Here is a 20,537-nt window from a genome sequence, read left to right on the forward strand (position 1 = left end):
CACGTGAGCGAAGACAAACAAATCCTGCATGAATGTCCTGCGCCTTCGGCAGGCCGTTTTGCTGCTGGCGAAGATCCGACGAAGCGCGAACAAATTCTTGACGGCGCATGGCGGGTGTTCAAGCAAAAGGGCTTCGACGCCGCCAGCATGAACGACATCACCCGCGAAGCTGCTGTTTCCAAAGGGACAATTTACGTCTACTTCCAGAACAAGGACGACCTCTTCGCAGCCCTCATAGACCGCCACCGTGCCGAGTTTGCGCTGTCCATGCGCGATATTCTGGCTGGGACGGAGGCGGTGCGGGACGGGCTGTGGCAGTTTGGCGATGCGTTTATTCACAAAGTGACATGCACTGACATGATACCTGCCATGCGCTCAGCGCTTGGCGTGATCGATCGCATGCCGAAACTGTCTCAGCGCTTTTTCGTAGCGGCACCGAACAATGTCCGCGTCGTTCTGCACGATTTTCTCCAGCATCATGTGGAACAGGGCGCGCTTGCCATACAGGATGTCGATATGGCGGCACGCCAATTCATCGAGCTCGCCACCGGCACGTTTTTCAAGATGAAGCTTTTCGGCGAGCTGGTGGGAGAGCCACCGGCAGATGAGGTGGAGCGTGTGCTGTCCAGCGCCATCCATGTTTTTATGTCGGCTTACGGAACCAAGACAGTTTAAGTCCATTCAGCATCCGGGTTTCTCGTATTGCGTGAAATTTCGAGAAAATAGAGCATGACACATCTGTCACACGCTTGTTTCTCGCGCATTCGAATATAAACATTGGTCAGTTTCGAATTGTCGAAGCCGGATAGCTGAAAAGGAAAACAGGCACGTGGATTCCATAATCCCTTTATTGTCCGACCCCGCTGCGTGGGTGGCGCTCGTCACCCTTATCGTCATGGAGGTCGTGCTTGGCATCGACAACCTGATCTTTATTTCCATTCTCACCAATAAGTTGCCGGAGCATCAGCGCGACAAGGCCAGAAAAATCGGTATTGGCCTGGCGCTGATCATGCGTCTGGGCCTGCTCGGCACCGTCGCGTGGATCGTACAGCTGACCGAACCCGTCTTCGAACTCTTCGGTCAGGGCTTCTCGTGGAAGGACATGATCCTCATCGGCGGCGGTCTGTTCCTCGTGTGGAAGGCCACCAAGGAAATTCACCACAATGTGGACCCGGAAGACCACAAGGAAGACATGGTCGGCAACGCTGCCATCACCAGCTTCTCGTCTGCCATCGTGCAGATTCTGCTGCTCGACCTCGTCTTTTCGCTCGACAGCATCATCACCGCCGTCGGCATGACACCGCACGTGCCGATCATGGTTGTTGCCGTCGTCTTCGCCGTTACCGTCATGCTGCTGGCCGCCAATCCGCTGGCCAACTTCATCGAAAAGAATCCGACAGTCGTCATGCTGGCGCTGGCGTTCTTGCTGATGATCGGCACGACGCTGATTGCCGAAGGCATGGGCTTCCATGTTCCAAAGGGCTACGTCTACGCCGCCATGGCGTTTTCGGCGCTGGTGGAAGTGCTCAACATGGTCTCGCGCAACTCGCGCCGGAAGAAAAAGGGCACTGTGCATTAATTGCGCTGAGCCCGTCTGAGAAAAAACGAAAGGCCCGTGTCATGCGGGCCTTTTTGCGTCCGGGGTGATATGATGTCCACGGAGGACGACGACATGGCATTTGTCATCAAGACAGATATCCCAGACCCGGATGCGCAGACATTCTCCTTCACCGCGCAGAAAACCATGTATGGCGGCAAGCATATTGCCGAAGGCGATACGGTGTTTCTGTTTGCGAGCGAGAACGAGGGCGGACGGGGTCTTGTAGCAAAAGGCACCGTCTCGAGCGAGGAAGCCGTGGCCAGAACGCCTGATATTGACCGGCAGACGCCGCGCGTCAGCATCATCGTCAAGTGCACCACCATGGCGACAAAGCCCCTGGGCCGCACGCAGGTCAAGCCCTTCAGGGACTGGGATGATGGCCAGCCCGAAACCGAACTCAATTTCAAACTCTACCGACAGGCGACAAACAAGATCGTCGGCATTTCCGAGGTGACCGCCCGTTTTCTGGAGAGGCACTTCGCGTGATATGACACCGCACAAAGTTTTCGGCAGGCGCGCAGGAACTGCCGATGCGGGCTTGCGTTGTTGGTCACACATCATGCAAAACGTCTTCTTCGTTTTCCAGATTCCGAAAGTAAATCAGTCTCATGACCATCGAGCAGATCTTAGCCTTCAGCGTGATCGCCGGAATGATGGTCGCTTTCATCATCGACAAGTTTCGATATGACGTGGTGGCGTGCAGCGCGCTGCTGATTGCCGTCGCGCTCGGCGTCGTGCCGTTCGACAAGGCGTTTTCGGGTTTTTCGGACGATATCGTGATCATCGTCGCCAGCGCGCTGATCGTCAGCACATCGGTGGCGCGCTCCGGCATCGTCGATACGACGATCAAGAAATACTTTCCGGAGATGCGCTCCAAACATCTGCAACTGGCGTTTCTGATGATCGTGGTCGCCGTGATGTCGGCTTTCATCAAGAACATCGGCGCGCTGGCGATCATGATCCCGGTCGCCTTCCAGTTCGCCCGCAAGTCCGGCAGCCCCGTCTCCTATTATTTGATGCCGATGGCTTTTGCTGCTTTGTTGGGCGGGTTGATGACGCAGATCGGCACGTCGCCCAACATCGTGGTTTCGCGGCTGCGAGAGGAAATGACCGGGCAGAGCTTTTCCATGTTCGATTTCACGCCCGTGGGTGCAACACTCGCCGTGGTCGGCATCGCGTTTCTGACATTCGGCTACAAGCTGCTTCCGGCGCGCGCCAAGGATGGCGCGTCCGTCGAGGATATTCTGGAAGAGGCAAGCTATGCCGCCGAGGCCACGCTGCCTGCCGACAGCCTGATGATCGGCAAGCCGCTGAGCGACCTTCTGAAACAGGCGGATGGAGACGTCATTACGAACACCATCATTCGCGGCCACCGACGTGTTTCGCCGTTCCCTGATGTGACATTGAAGGCAGGCGACACCATTCTTCTGGAGGGGACGTCCGAGGGGCTGGACCGGATCGTTTCCAATGCCAAGCTGACACTATCGGGCAAGCCGATTACCGAAAATGGCCAGAAAACGGTCGATCTCATCGCCATGGAAGCGGTGATCAGCAACGAATCCCTGCTGAGCGGGCTTTCCGCCAGGGAGTTGGCGCTGTCCTACACGCGTGGCGTCAACCTCATCGCGGTCAGCCGACGTGGCCACCGCGTCAATGAGCGGCTGAGCGACCTGACGTTGAAGGCGGGTGACGTGATCGTTTTGCAGGGATCACGCAAGAACCTGCCGGTGGTGCTGCGGGAATTCTCGTTGTTGCCGTTGGCGCAGCGCGAAATCCTGCTGGGTGTGCAGCGACGCGCCTTCATTCCCGTCATGATCCTCGCGGCGGCCATGCTGGCGGCAGCAACGGGCATTGCGCCGGTGGCGGTTGCCTTCTTCGCTGCGGCCTTCGCGATGATCCTTGTCGGCGCCATTCCGTTGACCGAAGTCTACAAATCCATCGACGGGCCGATCCTCGTCATGCTGGCGGCCCTCATTCCCGTCAGCGACTCGCTGCGATCGACGGGAGCCAGCGACCTGATTGCCGGATGGCTGGGCCATGCCGCCCAAGGCCTGCCGCCTTTTGCTGCGCTAGGCATGATCCTGCTGACGGCCATGGCGGTGACGCCTTTCCTCAACAATGCTGCGACCGTGCTGGTGATGGGGCCGATTGCGGCGGGCTTTGCGACGACGCTGGGTTTTCGCCCCGAAGCCTTCCTGATGGCGGTTGCCATCGGCGCCGGTTGCGACTTTCTCACCCCCATCGGCCATCAGTGCAACACGCTGGTCATGGGGCCGGGCGGTTACAAGTTCAGTGACTATCCGCGCCTCGGGGCTCCGCTGTCCGTCATGATCGTCATCGTTTCCATTCCCATGCTGCTCTATGTCTGGCCCGTCTAGGGATCAGTCTAGGACGGGCCAAAACAACCTAATTTTCTTGACGCATGCGGCTGAATGTGGCCTAAGCCATGACAACAGGAAACTGTGGGATGGCAGCGTCTTCAGCCGTTTTCCCGCTTTTTCCATGCATTCAACAACACATCAGTGACACGTGGCTTGCCCCGTATCACCCTGCGTCAGCACGAGTGAATTTCAATGACCACTTCCGGCGTCCGCGTCCGTATTGCACCTTCCCCCACCGGCGAGCCGCATGTCGGCACAGCCTATATCGCACTTTTCAACTACCTCTTTGCCAAAAAGCATGGTGGTGAATTCATCCTGCGCATCGAAGATACCGATGCCACGCGCTCCACGCGCGAATATGAAGACAAGGTGCTGGAAGCGCTGAAATGGACCGGTCTGACATGGTCCGAAGGCCCAGACGTTGGCGGCCCTTACGGCCCCTACCGCCAGTCCGACCGCAAGGACATGTATCAGCCGTTTGCCGATGAGCTGCTGGAAAAGGGCCATGCTTTCCGCTGTTTCTGCACGCCGGAGCGGTTGACGGAAATGCGCGAGGGACAGCGCGCCGCCGGCAAGCCCCCGAAATATGACGGTCTCTGCCTGGATCTGAAGGCGGAAGAAGTGACAGACAAGATGGAAGCGGGCGAAGCCTCCGTCGTGCGGATGAAAATCCCTGCCGAAGGCTCCTGCGATTTCACCGATGGCGTTTACGGCGATGTTTCGATCCCTTGGGACAGCGTCGACATGCAGGTTCTGATGAAGGCCGATGGCATGCCGACCTACCACATGGCCAACGTCATCGACGACCATCTGATGAAGATCACCCATGTGGCGCGCGGCGAGGAATGGCTGGCATCGGTGCCGAAGCACATTTTGCTGTATCGCTACTTCGGTTGGGACCAGCCGACATTCATGCATCTGTCTTTGATGCGCAATGCCGACAAATCCAAGCTGTCGAAACGCAAGAACCCGACGTCCATCTCCTACTACTCGGCACTCGGCTATCTGCCGGAAGCCTTGATGAACTTCCTCGGCCTGTTCTTCATCCAGATCGGCGAAGGCGAAGAGCTTTTGACCATGGACGAGCTGGCTGAAAAGTTCGACCCCGAGGCCCTGTCCAAGGCCGGTGCCATCTTCGACATTCAAAAGCTGGACTGGCTGAACGGTCGCTGGCTGCGCGAAAAGCTGACCCAGGACGAGTTCATTGCCCGCACGCTGGAATGGGCGATGGAAAATGCGCGTCTGACCGAAGGCCTGAAGCTTTCGCAGAGCCGTATTTCGAAGCTCGGCGATCTGCCGAACTTAGCTGGCTTCCTGCTGTCGAGCGATGTCGGCCTGACGCCAGCGTCCTTCGCTGGTCTTAAGAGCAAGACGGAGGAGATCCACGAAATCCTGACCACCGTTGCCGCCGATCTGGAGAAAATGCCGGACTGGACGCTGGAATCCATCGAGCAGGAATTGCGCGATGTGGCCGAACGCACTGGCAAGAAGCTGCGCGTGGTGACGCCGCCGCTCTTCGTCGCCATGTCCGGTTCTTCGCGCTCGCTGCCACTGTTCGATAGCATGGCGGTGCTGGGCCGTTCCGTGGTGCGCCAGCGTTTGAAGGTGGCGATTGCGGTTGCGGCGACGATGGTTGGCGCTGGAAGTTAAGCGGGCAACGCGGCGGGCGAGCCGATGCCAACGGCCGTCGTCCGCACACCTCTCCGTCATCCTCGGGCTTGACCCGAGGATCTACTCACGGTGCCAGGGGTGAGACGTCGAACGTGCCGATGACGCAGCAGATTCTCGGGACAAGCCCGAGGATGACGAGACGGGAAGATACGGGGCAAACAACAAAGTCACCGCATCACCAAACAGAACAACTTGCCCGAAGAAGGCCCCGACGATGACCGACAAGACAACCGAAACCACCGCCCTATCCTCCGACGTGACAGAAGTGCGCCGCCAGAAACTGGCGATGCTGCGCGAGAAGGTTGGCGACGTCTATCCCGCCCATTTCCACCGCACGCTGACCAATGCCGAGCTGGCCGAGAAATACGCAGACATCGAGCCGGACGTTGAAACCGGCGACACCGTCACCGTTGCGGGCCGCGTCTATTCCAACCGCAATTCCGGCATGTTCATGGATATCCATGACGCATCCGGCAAGGTGCAGATCTTCTCCCACAAGGATACGACGCCGCAGGAAGCGCGCGATCTGCTGCCGATGATCGATATCGGCGACATCATCGGCGTGACCGGCAAGGTGCGTCGCACCAAGCGCGGTGAGCTGACGATCAACGCCGAAGAGATCACCATGCTGACCAAGTCTCTGCTGCCGATGCCGGAGAAGTGGAGCGGGATTTCCGATATCGAAATTCGCTATCGCAAGCGCCATCTGGATATTCTCTCCAACGAGGAGTCCAAGCTGCGCTTCCAGCAGCGGTCCAAGATCATTTCCGGCATTCGCCGCTTCATGGAAAACGAGGCATTTCTTGAAGTGGAAACGCCGATGTTGCAGACCGTCTATGGCGGCGCGACGGCTGACCCGTTCAAGACCTTCCACAACACGCTGAAGCAGGACATGTATCTGCGCATTGCGCCGGAACTGTTCCTGAAGCGCACGCTGGTGTCTGGCCTGTCCGACAAGGTGTTCGAAATCAACCGCAACTTCCGCAATGAAGGTGTTTCCACCCGGCACAATCCGGAATTCACCATGCTGGAATGCTACTGGGCCTATGCCGACTACGAAGACATCATGGGTCTGGTCGAGCGCATGTTCGAGACGTTGGCGCTGGCCATCCACGGCACGACGGAACTGGACTTTCAGGGCAAGACGATTTCCTTCAAGGGTCCGTTCAAGCGCGTGCCGATGCCGGATGCGGTAAAGGAAGCCACCGGCATCGACTTCCTGGCCATCAAGACAGACGAAGAAGCACGCGCCGCGGCACGAGCCGCCGGTTTCGAGGTCGAGAAGGACTGGACATGGGGCGAATGCCTGGCCTTCATCTTTGAAGAGAAGGTCGAGAGCACACTGATCCAGCCAAGCCACGTCACGCATTTCCCCAAGGACATCTCGCCCTTCGCCAAGGAAGTACCGGGCGAGCCGCGTCTGGTGGAGCGTTTCGAGAGCTATTGCAACGCCTGGGAAGTCGGCAATGCCTTCTCCGAGCTCAACGACCCGGAAGAACAGCGCAAGCGCATGGTCGAACAGCTGGAGCAGGCCCATGCCCGTGGCGAAAAGGACAAGCAGCTGGACGACGAATTCCTCGACGCCATCGATCAGGGCATGCCGCCCGCCGGTGGCCTCGGCATCGGTGTCGACCGTCTGGTCATGCTCTTGACCAACGCGCCGTCCATCCGCGATGTCATTCTGTTCCCGGCCCGACGCCAGAAGGCCGATTGAGTTTTACGAATAGATACGAAAGCCGGGGGCAGCGATGTCTCCGGCTTTTTTTTGTTTGGGTGATGGGCGGTACAGCGATGGTGGGGGGATGTCGGCATACCCTCTCTCGTCACCCTCGGGCTCGTCCCGAGGGTCTAATCACGCTTCTGCGGAAGCGACGTAGCAGATCCTCGGGACAGGTGTACGTCCCTGATACATAGTTGACAGATGTTCGGAGACATCCCTGACAGTTTGCCATCTGGCACAGGAGGTCGGGATGGCTTGGCGGGAGTTGTCTGTTTTGGATCAGCGACGAGAATTCGTGATGCTTGCGTCTTTGGATGGGGCCAATGTTTCGGCCTTGTGCAGGCGTTTCGGTATCAGTCGGCAGACGGGATATGTCTGGCTGCGGCGGGTGCAGGCGGGAGAGGCCGTGCAGGATCGCTCTCGTCGTCCGCATTCAAGCCCTCGCCGAACGCCCGACGATGTGGAGCGTCGTGTTCTGGATATCCGTGACGAGCATCCCGCCTGGGGTGCCCGCAAGATTGCACGGCGGCTGCAGGATCTCGCAATGGAGCCTCTCTCGGCTTCCACCATTCATGCCGTTTTGACGCGTCATGACAGAATAGGCCAGCAGACGAAGGAGCGGATGGCAAATGGCCGCTTCGAGCGCGAGGCACCCAATCTGCTGTGGCAGATGGATTTCAAGGGGCGCATCCGGATGGCCTGTGGCAACTGGTGCTATCCCCTGACCATCATCGATGATCATTCCCGCTTCGCCATCGCAATCGAAGCCTGCCTGGACGAGCGACTGGGAACCGTGCGCAGCAGGCTGGAGACGATCCTGCGCCGTTACGGTCTGCCAATGGCTATCTACTGCGACAATGGCAACCCATGGGACACGGGCGTGCCCAACCAGTGGACGCGATTGTGGGTTTGGCTGTTGAAGCTTGGTATCGAACTGATCCATTCACGGCCCTATCATCCGCAGGGGCGTGGCAAGAACGAGCGGTTTCATCGCAGTCTCAAGGCCGAGGTCATCGACTTCGCCACTTTTTCGGATCAGGCACACGCGCAAAAAGCTTTCGACCGCTGGCGCGACATCTACAACCACCACCGTCCACATGAGGCAATCGGCATGGCAGTACAAGCCAGCCGCTATAGACCGTCACCGCGTCCTTTTCCAAGCCAGCTTCCAGAGCCAGTCTACGACAGCACCGAGACAATCCGATGCGTCAGTTCCACAAAGGGATATGTCAGTTTCAAGGGCAAAGCCTGGCGTGTTCCCAATGCCTTCAGGAGCGAACGCCTCGCCATTCGCCTCCTGAACCGCAATGGCCTGTATGGCGTCTTCTTCGGCGCCACACAGGTCGCAAAAATCAACCTCGAAAACCCCTGACAAATGTCAGGGATGTCTCCCAACATCTGTCAGGGATGTGTCCAGGCTTTACAACAGGCCCGAGGATGACGGCAATTACCGACCGATATGCTTCTCACCGCGTTTCTTCGCCAGATCGATCTGCTTCTGGCGGTTGCGAAAGCGGGTACGGTCTTCTTCGGTGCGATCGTCATAGCAGCTGGGGCAGGAGACGCCTTCTTCGAATTTTGGCGAGAGGCGAACTTCCGGCGTAATCGGGTTGCGGCAGGCGTGGCAGAGTTTGTGGTCGCCCTCGGCCAGACCGTGGACAACGGACACGCGCTCGTCGAACACGAAGCACGCACCTTCCCACAGGCTCTCTTCCTGCGGCACTTCTTCCAGATATTTTAAAATGCCACCCTTGAGGTGATAGACCTCATCGAAGCCCTGATCCTTCATGAAGGCCGTGGCCTTTTCGCAGCGAATGCCGCCGGTGCAGTACATGGCGATCTTGGGCTTGTTGTGCAGGCCGGGATTGTTCTTCACCCAGTCTGGAAACTCGCGGAAGGTCTTGGTCTGCGGATCGACCGCGCCCTGAAAGATGCCGATGGCGGTTTCGTAATCGTTGCGGGTGTCGATGAGGATCGTGTCGGGATCGGAGATCAGCGCGTTCCAGTCCTTCGGGTCCACATAGGTGCCGACGATCTGGTTCGGATCGATATCCGGCACGCCCATCGTGACGATTTCCTGCTTCAGCTTCACCTTCATGCGCACGAAGGGCATCTTGGACGCACGGCTTTCCTTGTGCTCAAGATGAGTGAATTCTGGCTGGGCCCGCAGATAGGCAAGAACGGCTCCGACGCCCGCATCGGTCCCGGCGATGGTTCCGTTGATACCTTCGGTGGCCAGCAGCAGCGTGCCCTTGACGCCCTGTTCCTGACACAGCGTGAACAGCGGCTCGCGCACGCTTTCAAACCGCGGGAAGCGGGCGAAATGGTACAGCGCTGCCACGAGAAAATTACCGGTGGCGTCCGGGCGGGGTAGGATAGAGTTGTCGGTCATGGCGGCTGAAATACAGCCAGACGGGCGTTTGCGCAATCTTATTTCGCGCTGGCAGCGTCCGTCGGTGAAGTTTTGATTTTCGTCAGGACGAGGCCACAGCCGCTACCGGGCCGCATGTTCCCACAAAGCCGCGATGATGCGGCTCTCGGCGCCAGAGGATTCGGCAAAGACATGATCGGCGAGATCAAGACAGTCCTGCCGCAACGCCTGCTGGCGGCGGGTGATGGTGTCCAGCAAGAGCGTAAGCGTGTCGCCACCGGCAAAGTGCTCGGGCTCCCGGTCTGCAAAGGCTGCGAGCACCGAAAGATCATGCTCGTGGCCAAGAAGGTCCACCAGCCGCTTGGCATCGACTTTCTTGGCGCGCAAAGCGGAGGGCCAGACGCGGCGCAGCAGCGCCAGATGCATCCAGTAGACCTGCCCGCTCTTGCGCAGATCGTGAAAGCTCTCGTCATGGGCGCGTTCGTGGCACTGCTGAAGCGCTGTCAGCGCCTTCTTGCGCTGCCTGCGCCATGTCTGCCGCACCAGCCGCACCGCCGTCTTCGCTCCCGTGGGAAGGGAGAGTTTCGCGAGCGCTTCCTTGCCTGCTTCGCATTCGGCAATGGCCGTGTCGATCCGGGCCTTAAAGTCGCCCTCGTCGCCGGTCAGGGCATCGCGCCTGCTGGCCAGTACTGTTTCAGCGGCGGTCAGGGCCTGCCGCTCATTGTCGGTGCTGGCAAAATTCTGGAGGTAGTGGATCGTTTCCACCAATGCCGCTGCATCCCGCGCCTGCGAGAGCGAGCGGGCGATATCGCGAAACCGCAGGTTTTCAGTGCTGCGAAATTTCGGCTCTTCGCTTTGCACGAAGCGGTAGAGCGCCCGCAGGCGCTTGAATTTCTTGCGCGCACCGTGCACGGCGGCATGCGGGCCATCCGGCTGATTGGACAGGAGAGCGATGGCATCGTCGATCAGCTCCGTGCCGATGCGATGTACCTCGTTATCGAGCGGCTTTCTGGGGTCAATCCTGAATGACATAGCACAGCTCGCTGCTGAGGTCGTCTGTTGCCAGATGCTGGTTGGAATAGCGCGGGTCGCCGGTCACTTCGTCTCCCACCCAGGCCGGTAGTGCTGGCTGGTCCGTCTCGGCGGTCAGTTCCACCTCTGCCACCACCAGCCCCCGATAGAGGCCATCGAACACGTCGATTTCCCAGACGAAGCCCTCATGGGGAACGGTGTAGCGGATTTTCTCGATGATGGTGCCGGGTGCAGTGGCCAGCAGTTCCTCGCCATCGGCGACAGGAATGTCATATTCGTATTCATCTCGGACAAGGCTGTTGGCGCCCACCTTGATGGTCAGGGTCGCCGCTTCGTTTTCCTTGATGCGCACCCGAACGGACCGGTCTTCCAGGGAAACGATGTAACCCTGGCGAAAGCGCGTACGCGTCGCGATTTCCTCGCGCCAGCTGTCATCCGCGACCAGAAACTTGCGTTCGATTTCTTTTGCCATTCAACAGCCTGCCCGATTTTCGGCAACCCTAGCCTATGACGTTGTCATGAAAAAGCAATCAAACTGAAATATTTCGTTTTGCCTCGACACATCAGGCTTTGCGCGGTAATTGAGTGCGCAATTCAATCGATTCAATAGAGGAGACACCATCATGGCCCAGGATTCCGAAAAGCTGCTTTCCATCCTGAAACTCCAGCCGGTGGTGCCTGTCCTCATCGTCGATGACGTGGCCTCTGCCGTACCGCTCGCGCGTGCGCTTGTGGCGGGTGGTCTCAAAGCCATCGAAATCACCATGCGCACACCGGTTGCGCTGGACGCCATCCGCGCAGTGGCTGATGAAGTCGAAGGCGCGCATGTGGGTGCGGGCACCATTCTCAACGCCAAAGATTTCGAAGCCGCGGCCAAGGCAGGCTCGACTTTCATCGTCAGCCCCGGCATCAACAAGAGCGTGATGGAAGCGGCCAAGGGTTCCAAGGTTCCGCTGCTGCCCGGTGCTGCAACGGCCAGCGAAGTCATGCATCTGCGCGACAAGGGCTACAAGGTCCTGAAGTTCTTCCCCGCCGAACAGGCCGGTGGCGCGCCTTACCTCAAGGCGCTGTCCTCGCCGCTGGCAGGCACCATGTTCTGCCCCACGGGTAGTGTTTCGCTGAAGAATGCCAGGGATTACCTGTCGCTGCCGAACGTCGTTTGCGTTGGCGGTTCCTGGGTTGCGCCGAAGGAACTGATCGCAGCGGGTGACTGGGAGGGCATCACCAAGCTCGCAGCAGAAGCCGCAGCGCTTGCCGTCTGAAGTTGAGGCGTTCACGACGGCGTGAACGTGCCTGCCATTTGTATTCGTGTCAGCACTTCCTATCTCCTGTTTATATTCAACAAACAGGAGATTTGAATGTTCGACGCGAAAAAGCTTCTAGACCAGTTTTTGGGCTCCAACGTACCGGGCCTGTCGGGAAGCGTGCGGGATCGGGCTGGACAGGCCACCCAGATCGCGAAGAACAATCCGATGAAGGCAGGCGCCATCGCCGCCGCCATCTTCGGCACCAAGACCGGTCGCAAGCTGGCGGGTAACGCGGCAGCGGTTGGCGGCATCGCCGCCATCGCCGGTCTCGGCTATCTCGCCTACAAAAACTATCAGTCTGGCCAGAAGCCAGAGGCCGTGCAGCAACCGCAGCCGACCCAAGAGCTATTGCCACCACCGGTGGATTCCCCTTTTCACCCGCAGTCTGAAACGCTCTCCAACACTTTCGCGCTGACGCTGGTGCAGGCCATGATCGCAGCTGCCAAAGCCGATGGCCATATCGACGAAGCCGAGCGCGCGCGTATCATGGAAAAGGTGCAGGTCTCCGAGCTTGATAGCGAAGCAGGTGCCTTCATCGAAAAGGAACTGGCCGATCCGCTGGACATCAACGCACTTGTCGCGGCCGCCAAGACCGAAGAGCAGAAGGTGGAACTCTACACCGCGTCCCGCCTGACCATCGAACCCGACAGCCGCGCCGAGCGCGGATATCTGGATTTGCTGGCCGGACGCCTTGGCCTGCCGGACGCGCTGGTGGAGCATATCGAGGCGACGGTTTCTGCTGCTAAGGTTTAATAGCGTTTTATGTGGGTGGGTGAGTGAGTAGGCTCCCCCTCCCCTTATAACCTCCCTTCACCGTCATTTGGGTGCGTACTGCCCAAGTGCGGTGGCGGATAGAGAGAAGCCCGGGGAGGCCGAGGCCCCCCGGCAGAGCCTAGTTTGGGCATCCGCCGTTCCATCGGCCCAGAACAGCCGCCAGTCCCGCTTGCGCAAGAAAAGCACGTAACGCGAGGACGGGATAAGATGGATATTATCGTGGCATAGGTATCTCAAAGAACTGCCTCGGCGCTGCGGTTTCACCGTCTGACGCGCGCGTTTTCGTCGGGACGACCATGAGTTCCAACGATTAAGCACCACCATAACCACGAAACCGCCATTGAGGTACGTACGTCATTTTTTGATTTACGTACCTCAAAAACTCCTCTATGGACCATGGCCGGAGGATGCATGAAGCCTACAGTTCACGATATCGCATCGAAAGCGGGTGTCAGCCTTGCGACCGTTGACCGGGTGATCAACCTGCGTCCGGGCGTGCATGCCTTGACGCGCGCCAAGGTGGAAACGGCGATTTCAGAGCTGGGTTATGTGCGCGATATGGCCGCTGCCAATCTGGCCAAGGGGCGCAGCTATGCGCTGGTCTTCATTCTACCCAACAATGACAATTCTTTCATGGCGGGCCTGCGTGCCGAGGTGCGGATGGCCGCTTCGCGGTCCTATCTGGAGCGTACCTCCATCCGCATCATCGAGGTGCCACCGTTCGATGCGGCGGCGCTGGCGCAGGCACTGGATGTGGCACGCCAGGAGAAGCCCTCCGGCGTTGCCTTCGTCGCCATCGATGCCGAGGATGTGGTGGAGGCCACGGACCGGCTAGCGGAAAGCGGCATTGCGGCTGTCACGCTCGTCTCCGATCTCACCGGCTCGAAGCGAGACCATTTCGCCGGTGTCGATAACGTCGCCGCCGGGCGCACCGCAGCCAGCCTCATGGGCCGGTTTTCATCCGGCAGAACCGGCGACATCGCCGTTCTGGCGGGCTCGATGCTGGTCAAGGATCACCGCGAGCGTCTGGCCGGTTTTCAGGCCGTGATGCGCGACGAATTTCCTGACCTGACCCTGCTGCCGGTGCTGGAAGGCCGTGACGATCCTGACGCTGTCGAGCAACTGACGGCGGATTGCCTGCGTCAAAACCCCGATCTGCTCGGCCTTTACAGTCTGGGGGCCGGTAATCGCGGCCTTATCAAAACCCTGCGTGCATCGCCCTCCTCGCCCTTCGCAATCGCCCATGAACTGACCGAGAACACGGCCAACGCCCTGCGCGAGGGCGTGCTCGATGCGGTGCTGAATCAGGATGCGGGCCACGAGGTGCGCAGCGCTATCAGGGTGCTGAAAGCCCGCGCCGATGGCCTTGCGGTCATCGAGGCGCAGGAGCGCATTCGTATCGACATATTCTTGCGGGATAATCTCCCCTGACACTGACATAGCACTGGAGGAAACATGTATCTCGGTCTCGATTTGGGAACATCCGGCGTCAAGGCGCTGCTGATCGATGGCGATCAAAACGTCATCGGTTCGGCCAATGGCGCGCTGGACGTTTCACGCCTCCACCATGGCTGGTCCGAGCAGAACCCGGCGGACTGGATCACCGCCACGCAAACGGCGATTGCCGGTCTGAAGGCGAAGCACCCCAAGGAATTGTCCGCCGTCAAAGGCATCGGCTTGTCAGGCCATATGCATGGCGCAACGCTGGTGGATGCGGCAGGCGATGTGCTGCGCCCCTGCATTCTGTGGAACGACACCCGCTCCTATGCCGAAGCGGCAAAGCTGGACGCCGACCCGCGCTTCCGTAAGATCACCGGCAACATCGTCTTTCCCGGCTTCACTGCGCCGAAGCTGGTGTGGGTTGCCAATAACGAGCCGGAGATCTTCGCCAAGGTCGCCAAGGTCTTGCTGCCGAAGGATTATCTGCGTCTCTGGCTGACGGGAGAGTATATTTCCGAAATGTCCGACTCCGCTGGCACCTCGTGGCTCGATACCGGGGCGCGCAAGTGGTCAACGGAATTGCTGGAGGCCACCGGCCTCACCGAACAGCAGATGCCATCGCTGGTCGAAGGCACGGACGAGGCGGGAACGCTACGCTCCGAGCTTGCCTCCTCATGGGGCATCTCCGGCAAGGTCGTGGTCGCTGGTGGCGCAGGTGATAACGCGGCGTCCGCCTGCGGCATGGGCACGGTTTCGGAAGGCCATGCCTTCGTATCGCTGGGCACATCAGGCGTCTTGTTTGCCGCCAACGCATCCTATCTGCCCAAGCCCGAAAGCGCCGTTCATGCCTTCTGCCATGCTTTGCCCAACACATGGCACCAGATGGGCGTCATTCTCTCGGCGACTGACGCGCTGAACTGGTACTCCGGCATCACCGGCAAATCCGCTGGCGATCTTTCGACCGAACTGGGCGACGAGTTGAAGGCACCGACAGGCGTCACCTTCGCGCCCTATCTTTCAGGCGAACGCACGCCCCACAATGACGCGGCCATTCGCGGCTCCTTCATTGGCCTGTCCCACGAAAGCGACCGCAAGGCGCTGACGCAGGCCGTGATGGAAGGCGTGACCTTCGCGATCAGAGATAATCTCGAAGCGCTGAAATCCGCCGGCACCTCGATCGACCGCGTCACCGCCATCGGCGGCGGTTCGCGTTCGCGCTATTGGCTGGCGTCCATCGCCACTTCGCTTGGTGTATCAGTGGATATTCCGGCGGAAGGTGACTTCGGTGCGGCTTTTGGTGCCGCGCGTCTGGGGCTGATTGCGGCGACGGGGGTTGATCCAGTTGCGGTGTGCTCGCAGCCGGAAACGGAGGAGACGATCGAGCCGCTGGCGGCGCTGGGTGAGGCCTATGAGGAGGCTTATGGGCGCTATCGGGCTCTTTATCCGGCGATCAGGACGCTTTCGCATTGATGGTCGCCGGGTGGGATTCACCCCCCTCTGTCCTGCCGGACATCTCCCCCACACGGAGGGAGATCGGCTAGACGCTTGCTCCTCGCTCTATCCGCAGGCTTCAAGATGGGGCGAGAGGTTTCAACGAGTCGATCTCCCCACCTGTGGGGGAGATGCCCGGCAGGGCAGAGGGGGGTAAGCCCCACCCACCAACACAAGCGAATAGAACACTTCACTATTTTACCACTATGCAAACCAGGGAGAGAACCATGACCACAGGCTTTTTCGGCGACATCCAGAAAATCAAATATGAAGGTCCAGACAGCACCAACCCGCTGGCCTTCCGCCATTACAACCCCGATGAGATCGTCGGCGGCAAGCGCATGGAAGAGCATCTGCGCTTTGCGGTGGCTTACTGGCACACCTTCACATGGCCAGGCGGCGACCCCTTCGGTGGCCAGACATTCGAGCGTCCATGGTTTGAAGATACGATGCAGGCGGCAAAATTGAAGGCCGATGTCGCCTTCGAATTCTTCTCGCTTCTGGGCTCGCCGTTCTACTGCTTCCACGATGCCGACGTGCGTCCCGAAGGCAAGACCTTTGCGGAAAACACGAAGAATCTCAACGAGATCGTCGATTACTTCGGCCAGAAGCAGGCCGATACCGGCGTCAAGCTTCTTTGGGGCACAGCCAACCTGTTTTCCAACCGTCGCTTCATGTCCGGTGCAGCAACCAACCCGGACCCGGATGTATTTGCCTATTCGGCAGCAACGGTGAAGACCTGCCTGGATGCCACGAAAAAACTTGGCGGTGCGAACTACGTGCTCTGGGGCGGTCGTGAAGGTTATGAAACCCTGCTCAACACCGATGTGAAGCGTGAGCTGGACCAGCTTGGCCGCTTCCTCAATTTGGTAGTGGAATACAAGTACAAGATCGGTTTTGAAGGCACGATCCTCATCGAGCCGAAGCCACAGGAGCCGACCAAGCACCAGTATGATTACGACGTCGCCACCGTCTACGCCTTCCTGCAGAAGCACGGGCTGGACAAGGAAGTGAAGGTCAATATCGAGCAGGGCCACGCCATTCTGGCCGGTCACTCCTTCGAGCATGAACTGGCCATGGCCAACGCCTTCGGCATTTTCGGTTCCATCGACATGAACCGCAACGACTACCAGTCCGGCTGGGATACCGACCAGTTCCCCAACAACGTGCCGGAAATGGCGCTGGCCTATTACCACGTGCTGGAAGGCGGCGGTTTCAAGAATGGCGGCACCAACTTCGACAGCAAGCTGCGTCGTCAGTCGCTCGACCCGGCAGATCTGCTGATCGGTCACATCGGCGGCATGGATTGCTGCGCCCGTGGCCTCAAGGCTGCGGCCAAGATGGTCGAAGACAAGGCCCTGTCGCAGCCGCTGGCAGACCGTTACGCCAAGTGGGATTCGGCAGATGCGCAGAAGCTGCTGCGCGGCGAGTTGAAGCTGGATGAGATCGCGGCGATGGTGGAGCGCGACAACATCAACCCTGAGCCAAAGTCCGGTCGTCAGGAATATCTGGAGAACGTTGTTAATCGCTACGTTTAATAGTCTTTCGCCGCGCAGACGCGCGACGACTAGATTCCTGTGACACGCACAGGAATGAGGGGGAGCTTACCTCCCCCTCATCACTCATCAAAAATCGTTTTCGAAAAAATAAAAAAATTCTCAAATTTTTTTCTCCACGGCCTCCAACCCTCCCGCATAATCCCCGTGCTTTCGAAACAAAGGGGTGCAACGCGCGGCATCCTGGCGGTTCGAAGGCCGGTATCGACAAGCGGTTGCTTAACAAAAGAGCCGTTTCCGTGGACCCACCTCTTGCCACTGGCCAGGCAAGGGACCGGGCGTTCCGATAGGTACCGTGACGTGCAGTTGTAATAGGTCCGGCAAATGCAAGACCTAGACCATAATCCGCCAATGCTTCCCGCATTTGCCGGACATGCCTGATCCCCCGGCCCGCTGTCTTGAATGGAGCGGGCCGGTGAGGATTTTGCTTGGTTACTCGTCTGTGCCTTCTTGTGTGCACCGCAACATCACCTATCTGTATGACGTTTTACGGATAGCCCGGCGTGGCGCATGCGTGCCATGACTTGAGGACCTGTCCCAAGGAGATTTTATGCTGATCGAGAAATTGAACTGGCGTTATGCCACCAAGAAGATGGACCCCTCCAAGTCGGTTTCGCAGGACAAGGTCGACCGCATCATCGAGGCCGCCCGTCTGGCGCCGACATCGAGCGGCTTGCAGCCCTTCGAAATCATCGTCGTCACCAACCCGGAAACGCGCGCCAAGATTCAGGAAATCTCCTGGAACCAGGCGCAGGTCACCGAAGGTTCGCATCTGCTGGTGTTCGCCGCCTGGGACAACTACACCGCAGACCGCATCAACCACATGTTCGATCTGACCAATGACGAGCGTGGCTTCAAGAACGAAGGCTGGGAAAACTATCGCCAATCACTGCTGTCGTCCTACCCTCAGCGTGATGCCGAAGTGAATTTCCAGCACGCCGCCCGTCAGGCCTATATCGCCTTCGGCATGGCCGTTGCGCAGGCTGCTTTCGAAGGTGTGGATTCCACCCCGATGGAAGGCTTCGATCCGGCCAAGCTGGACGAAATCCTCGGCCTTCGTGAAAAGGGCCTGCGCTCGGCAGTTATTTTGCCTCTGGGTTATCGCAAGGAAGAGGGCGACTGGCTGGTCAACCTCAAGAAGGTTCGCCGCCCGCTGGAAGAGTTCGTCTCCACCGTCGAGTGATCGTCCCGCCGCAGATTGCGGTCGATTTTTCCGCTACTGGCGGATAATTGAAAAACCATACCTATAATTCTGTATCGCAGACAGGCATGTTTGCGATACAGAGATGCCGATCCCGGTTTCCATAAGGAAAGTTGAACGTAATGCTCCGGAGCGTCATGCGTTGTCGAATGTGCCAGATGGCAGCATGAGCGAAGCGGCTTTCCCTGCCGCCGGGTTTCGACCTTGGAAATACAGTCCGAAGAGCATTTTATGATATCTGACATTTCAGCGGCTAGTGCCGTGCCATCCGGTCAAGCGGCCAGCGACCCCATGGTCGCCTTTCAAGCCGTGACCAAGACCTTTGGTGACCCCGCCAGCAAAACCTCGTTTACGGCCCTTGCCGGTGTGGACTACGTGGTTCCACGCGGCTCGATCTCCGGCATTATCGGTCGCTCGGGCGCTGGCAAATCCACGCTCATCAGGCTCGTCAACGGGTTGGAACGGCCAAGCTCCGGCAAGGTCATCGTTGATGGTGTGGATGTGGGCGCGCTGGACGAGGCAGGGCTTAGAACGCTACGCCGTTCCGTCGGCATGATCTTCCAGCACTTCAACCTTCTGTCGTCGCGCACGGCCTATGACAACGTTGCTCTTCCGCTGGAAATTGCAGGTGTCTCGAAAGCCGAGATCAAGCAGAAGGTCGGGCCGCTGCTCGACCTCGTCGGACTGGGAGACAAGGCAAACCGCTATCCGGCAGAGCTTTCCGGTGGACAGAAGCAGCGCGTCGGTATCGCCCGTGCGCTGGCGACCGAGCCGAAGCTGTTGCTCTCCGACGAAGCGACATCGGCGCTGGACCCTGAGACCACGCAATCCATTCTGGAACTTCTGAAGAAGATCAATGCCGAGCTTGGTCTGACCGTGCTTCTCATCACCCATGAGATGGAGGTGGTGAAGACCATCGCCAGCCAGGTCGCGGTCATCGACAAGGGGCTGATCGTCGAGCAGGGCAGCACCTTCGATATCTTCACCAATTCGCGCCATGAGACGACCCGCAGCCTGTTGTCCTCTGCCGTCGGCGTGAAGCTGCCGCATTGGGTCACCTCCGGTTTGAAATCGGATGCAGCACCCGGCGACCCCGTGCTGGTGCGCCTCGTCTTCTTCGGCGACACCGCCTTCCAACCGCTCACAGCGCGCCTCGTCGCAGCCATCGGGCCTGATGTGAACATTCTGGCCGGCACCATTGAGGAAATCTCCGGCCAGCCTTTCGGCTCGCTGGTGGTGTCGTATCCGGCAACGTCCGACGTCACGGCGCGTGCCAATCAGTTCTATGCCGAAACCGGCCTGACAACGGAGGTTCTCGGTTATGTCGCCTGATATGATTTTTGCTGTTCTCTGGAAGGGTTTGATCCAGACGCTGCATATGGTGGCGGTCTCGGGGCTGGTCGGTTCACTGCTCGGTTTGCCTATCGGCATCTTCCTCGCCACCAGCGGCAAGGGCGAGTTGTTCGAAGCGCCGATGATCAACCGTGTCATCGGCCTCATCGTCAACGCCGCCCGCTCCACGCCCTTCATCATTCTGGTGGTGGCCATCATTCCGTTCACGCGGCTCGTGGCCGGCACCTCCATCGGCACCTCGGCGGCCATCGTGCCGCTCACCGTGGCGACCGTGCCTTTCGTGGCGCGTCTGGTAGAAGCCGCCATCCGCGAAGTCGACAAGGGTCTCATCGAAGCCGCGCGTGCTATGGGTGCCACACCGCTTCAAATCGTCACAAAGGTTCTGCTGGCCGAAGCCAAGCCCGGCATTACGCTGGCGCTGACGCTCACGCTCGTCAGCCTCATCGGCTACTCGGCCATGGTCGGTGCTGTCGGTGGCGGCGGTCTGGGGGACCTTGGCATTCGCTATGGCTACCAGCGCTTCATGCCGGATGTGATGTTGGCCGTCGTCGTCGTTCTCATCGTGCTGGTCCAGATCGTGCAGAGCGCGGGCGATGCCCTGGCCCGTAGCTTCGACAAGCGCAACCGCAAAAACTAAAAA

Annotated in this window: 17 protein-coding genes and 1 pseudogene; 15 read left to right on the plus strand and 3 right to left on the minus strand. The window is 59.1% G+C overall.

The features are described 5' to 3' along the window. The first annotated feature begins 3 nt into the window (after positions 1–3). The 7 genes and pseudogenes from HRR99_RS12565 to HRR99_RS12595 all read left to right on the plus strand — a co-directional run. Complete coding sequence (locus HRR99_RS12565; protein WP_233121960.1) at positions 4–675, plus strand: TetR/AcrR family transcriptional regulator; 672 nt, start codon at positions 4–6, stop codon at positions 673–675. A gap of 154 nt (positions 676–829) precedes the next feature. Further along, on the plus strand, positions 830–1,579 hold the full coding sequence (locus tag HRR99_RS12570) for a TerC family protein (RefSeq protein WP_233121961.1): 750 nt from the start codon (positions 830–832) through the stop codon (positions 1,577–1,579). A 93-nt stretch (positions 1,580–1,672) separates the two neighbouring features. Then, a complete protein-coding gene (locus HRR99_RS12575; protein WP_233121962.1) occupies positions 1,673–2,086 on the plus strand; it encodes a hypothetical protein in 414 nt (137 codons plus the stop codon). Positions 2,087–2,208: 122 nt separating this feature from the next. Beyond that, a complete protein-coding gene (locus tag HRR99_RS12580; protein ID WP_233121963.1) occupies positions 2,209–3,978 on the plus strand; it encodes an SLC13 family permease in 1,770 nt (589 codons plus the stop codon). Positions 3,979–4,173: 195 nt separating this feature from the next. Further along, complete coding sequence (gene gltX / locus HRR99_RS12585) at positions 4,174–5,631, plus strand: glutamate--tRNA ligase (RefSeq protein WP_233121964.1); 1,458 nt, start codon at positions 4,174–4,176, stop codon at positions 5,629–5,631. Between the two features lie 235 nt (positions 5,632–5,866). Continuing rightward, positions 5,867–7,366 (plus strand): lysine--tRNA ligase, encoded by a 1,500-nt coding sequence (lysS, locus tag HRR99_RS12590; RefSeq protein WP_233121965.1) that lies wholly within the window; start codon positions 5,867–5,869, stop codon positions 7,364–7,366. A 256-nt stretch (positions 7,367–7,622) separates the two neighbouring features. After that, positions 7,623–8,791, plus strand: a pseudogene (locus HRR99_RS12595) (IS481 family transposase); the annotation flags it as partial. A 28-nt stretch (positions 8,792–8,819) separates the two neighbouring features. Here HRR99_RS12595 and trhO read toward each other — a convergent pair. The 3 genes from trhO to HRR99_RS12610 all read right to left on the minus strand — a co-directional run bounded on the left by trhO (position 8,820) and on the right by HRR99_RS12610 (position 11,247). Then, a complete protein-coding gene (gene trhO, locus HRR99_RS12600) occupies positions 8,820–9,764 on the minus strand; it encodes an oxygen-dependent tRNA uridine(34) hydroxylase TrhO (RefSeq protein ID WP_233123495.1) in 945 nt (314 codons plus the stop codon). 102 nt (positions 9,765–9,866) lie between these two features. Beyond that, positions 9,867–10,775 carry a CHAD domain-containing protein gene (locus HRR99_RS12605; protein WP_233121966.1) on the minus strand — a complete coding sequence of 303 codons (909 nt, stop codon included), beginning with the start codon at positions 10,773–10,775 and terminating at the stop codon, positions 9,867–9,869. After that, a complete protein-coding gene (locus HRR99_RS12610) occupies positions 10,759–11,247 on the minus strand; it encodes a CYTH domain-containing protein (protein WP_111837503.1) in 489 nt (162 codons plus the stop codon). The genes HRR99_RS12605 and HRR99_RS12610 overlap by 17 nt, the downstream gene beginning before the upstream one ends. Positions 11,248–11,398: 151 nt before the next feature. Here HRR99_RS12610 and HRR99_RS12615 point away from each other — a divergent pair, with 151 nt between their 5' ends. From HRR99_RS12615 to HRR99_RS12650, 8 genes are all read left to right on the plus strand, one after another. Next, the gene (locus HRR99_RS12615) at positions 11,399–12,037 is read left to right on the plus strand and encodes a 2-dehydro-3-deoxy-phosphogluconate aldolase (RefSeq protein ID WP_233121967.1); all 639 of its coding nucleotides are present in this window, start codon (positions 11,399–11,401) and stop codon (positions 12,035–12,037) included. A 96-nt stretch (positions 12,038–12,133) separates the two neighbouring features. After that, positions 12,134–12,835 carry a tellurite resistance TerB family protein gene (locus HRR99_RS12620; RefSeq protein ID WP_111837501.1) on the plus strand — a complete coding sequence of 234 codons (702 nt, stop codon included), beginning with the start codon at positions 12,134–12,136 and terminating at the stop codon, positions 12,833–12,835. A 432-nt stretch (positions 12,836–13,267) separates the two neighbouring features. Then, positions 13,268–14,287 (plus strand): LacI family DNA-binding transcriptional regulator, encoded by a 1,020-nt coding sequence (locus HRR99_RS12625; protein WP_233121968.1) that lies wholly within the window; start codon positions 13,268–13,270, stop codon positions 14,285–14,287. 24 nt (positions 14,288–14,311) lie between these two features. Further along, positions 14,312–15,766 carry a xylulokinase gene (gene xylB / locus HRR99_RS12630; RefSeq protein ID WP_233121969.1) on the plus strand — a complete coding sequence of 485 codons (1,455 nt, stop codon included), beginning with the start codon at positions 14,312–14,314 and terminating at the stop codon, positions 15,764–15,766. A 248-nt stretch (positions 15,767–16,014) separates the two neighbouring features. Next, complete coding sequence (gene xylA, locus HRR99_RS12635; protein ID WP_233121970.1) at positions 16,015–17,325, plus strand: xylose isomerase; 1,311 nt, start codon at positions 16,015–16,017, stop codon at positions 17,323–17,325. 568 nt (positions 17,326–17,893) lie between these two features. Further along, entirely contained in the window at positions 17,894–18,526 is a 633-nt protein-coding gene (locus HRR99_RS12640; RefSeq protein ID WP_111837497.1) for an NAD(P)H-dependent oxidoreductase, read from the plus strand. A gap of 309 nt (positions 18,527–18,835) precedes the next feature. Then, on the plus strand, positions 18,836–19,876 hold the full coding sequence (locus HRR99_RS12645; protein WP_233123496.1) for a methionine ABC transporter ATP-binding protein: 1,041 nt from the start codon (positions 18,836–18,838) through the stop codon (positions 19,874–19,876). Next, a complete protein-coding gene (locus HRR99_RS12650) occupies positions 19,866–20,534 on the plus strand; it encodes a methionine ABC transporter permease (RefSeq protein ID WP_045228323.1) in 669 nt (222 codons plus the stop codon). Before HRR99_RS12645 ends, HRR99_RS12650 begins: the two co-directional genes overlap by 11 nt. The last annotated feature ends 3 nt before the right edge of the window (positions 20,535–20,537 follow it).

It is taken from the genome of Agrobacterium vaccinii, assembly GCF_021310995.1.
Taxonomy (GTDB): Bacteria; Pseudomonadota; Alphaproteobacteria; order Rhizobiales; family Rhizobiaceae; genus Agrobacterium; species Agrobacterium vaccinii.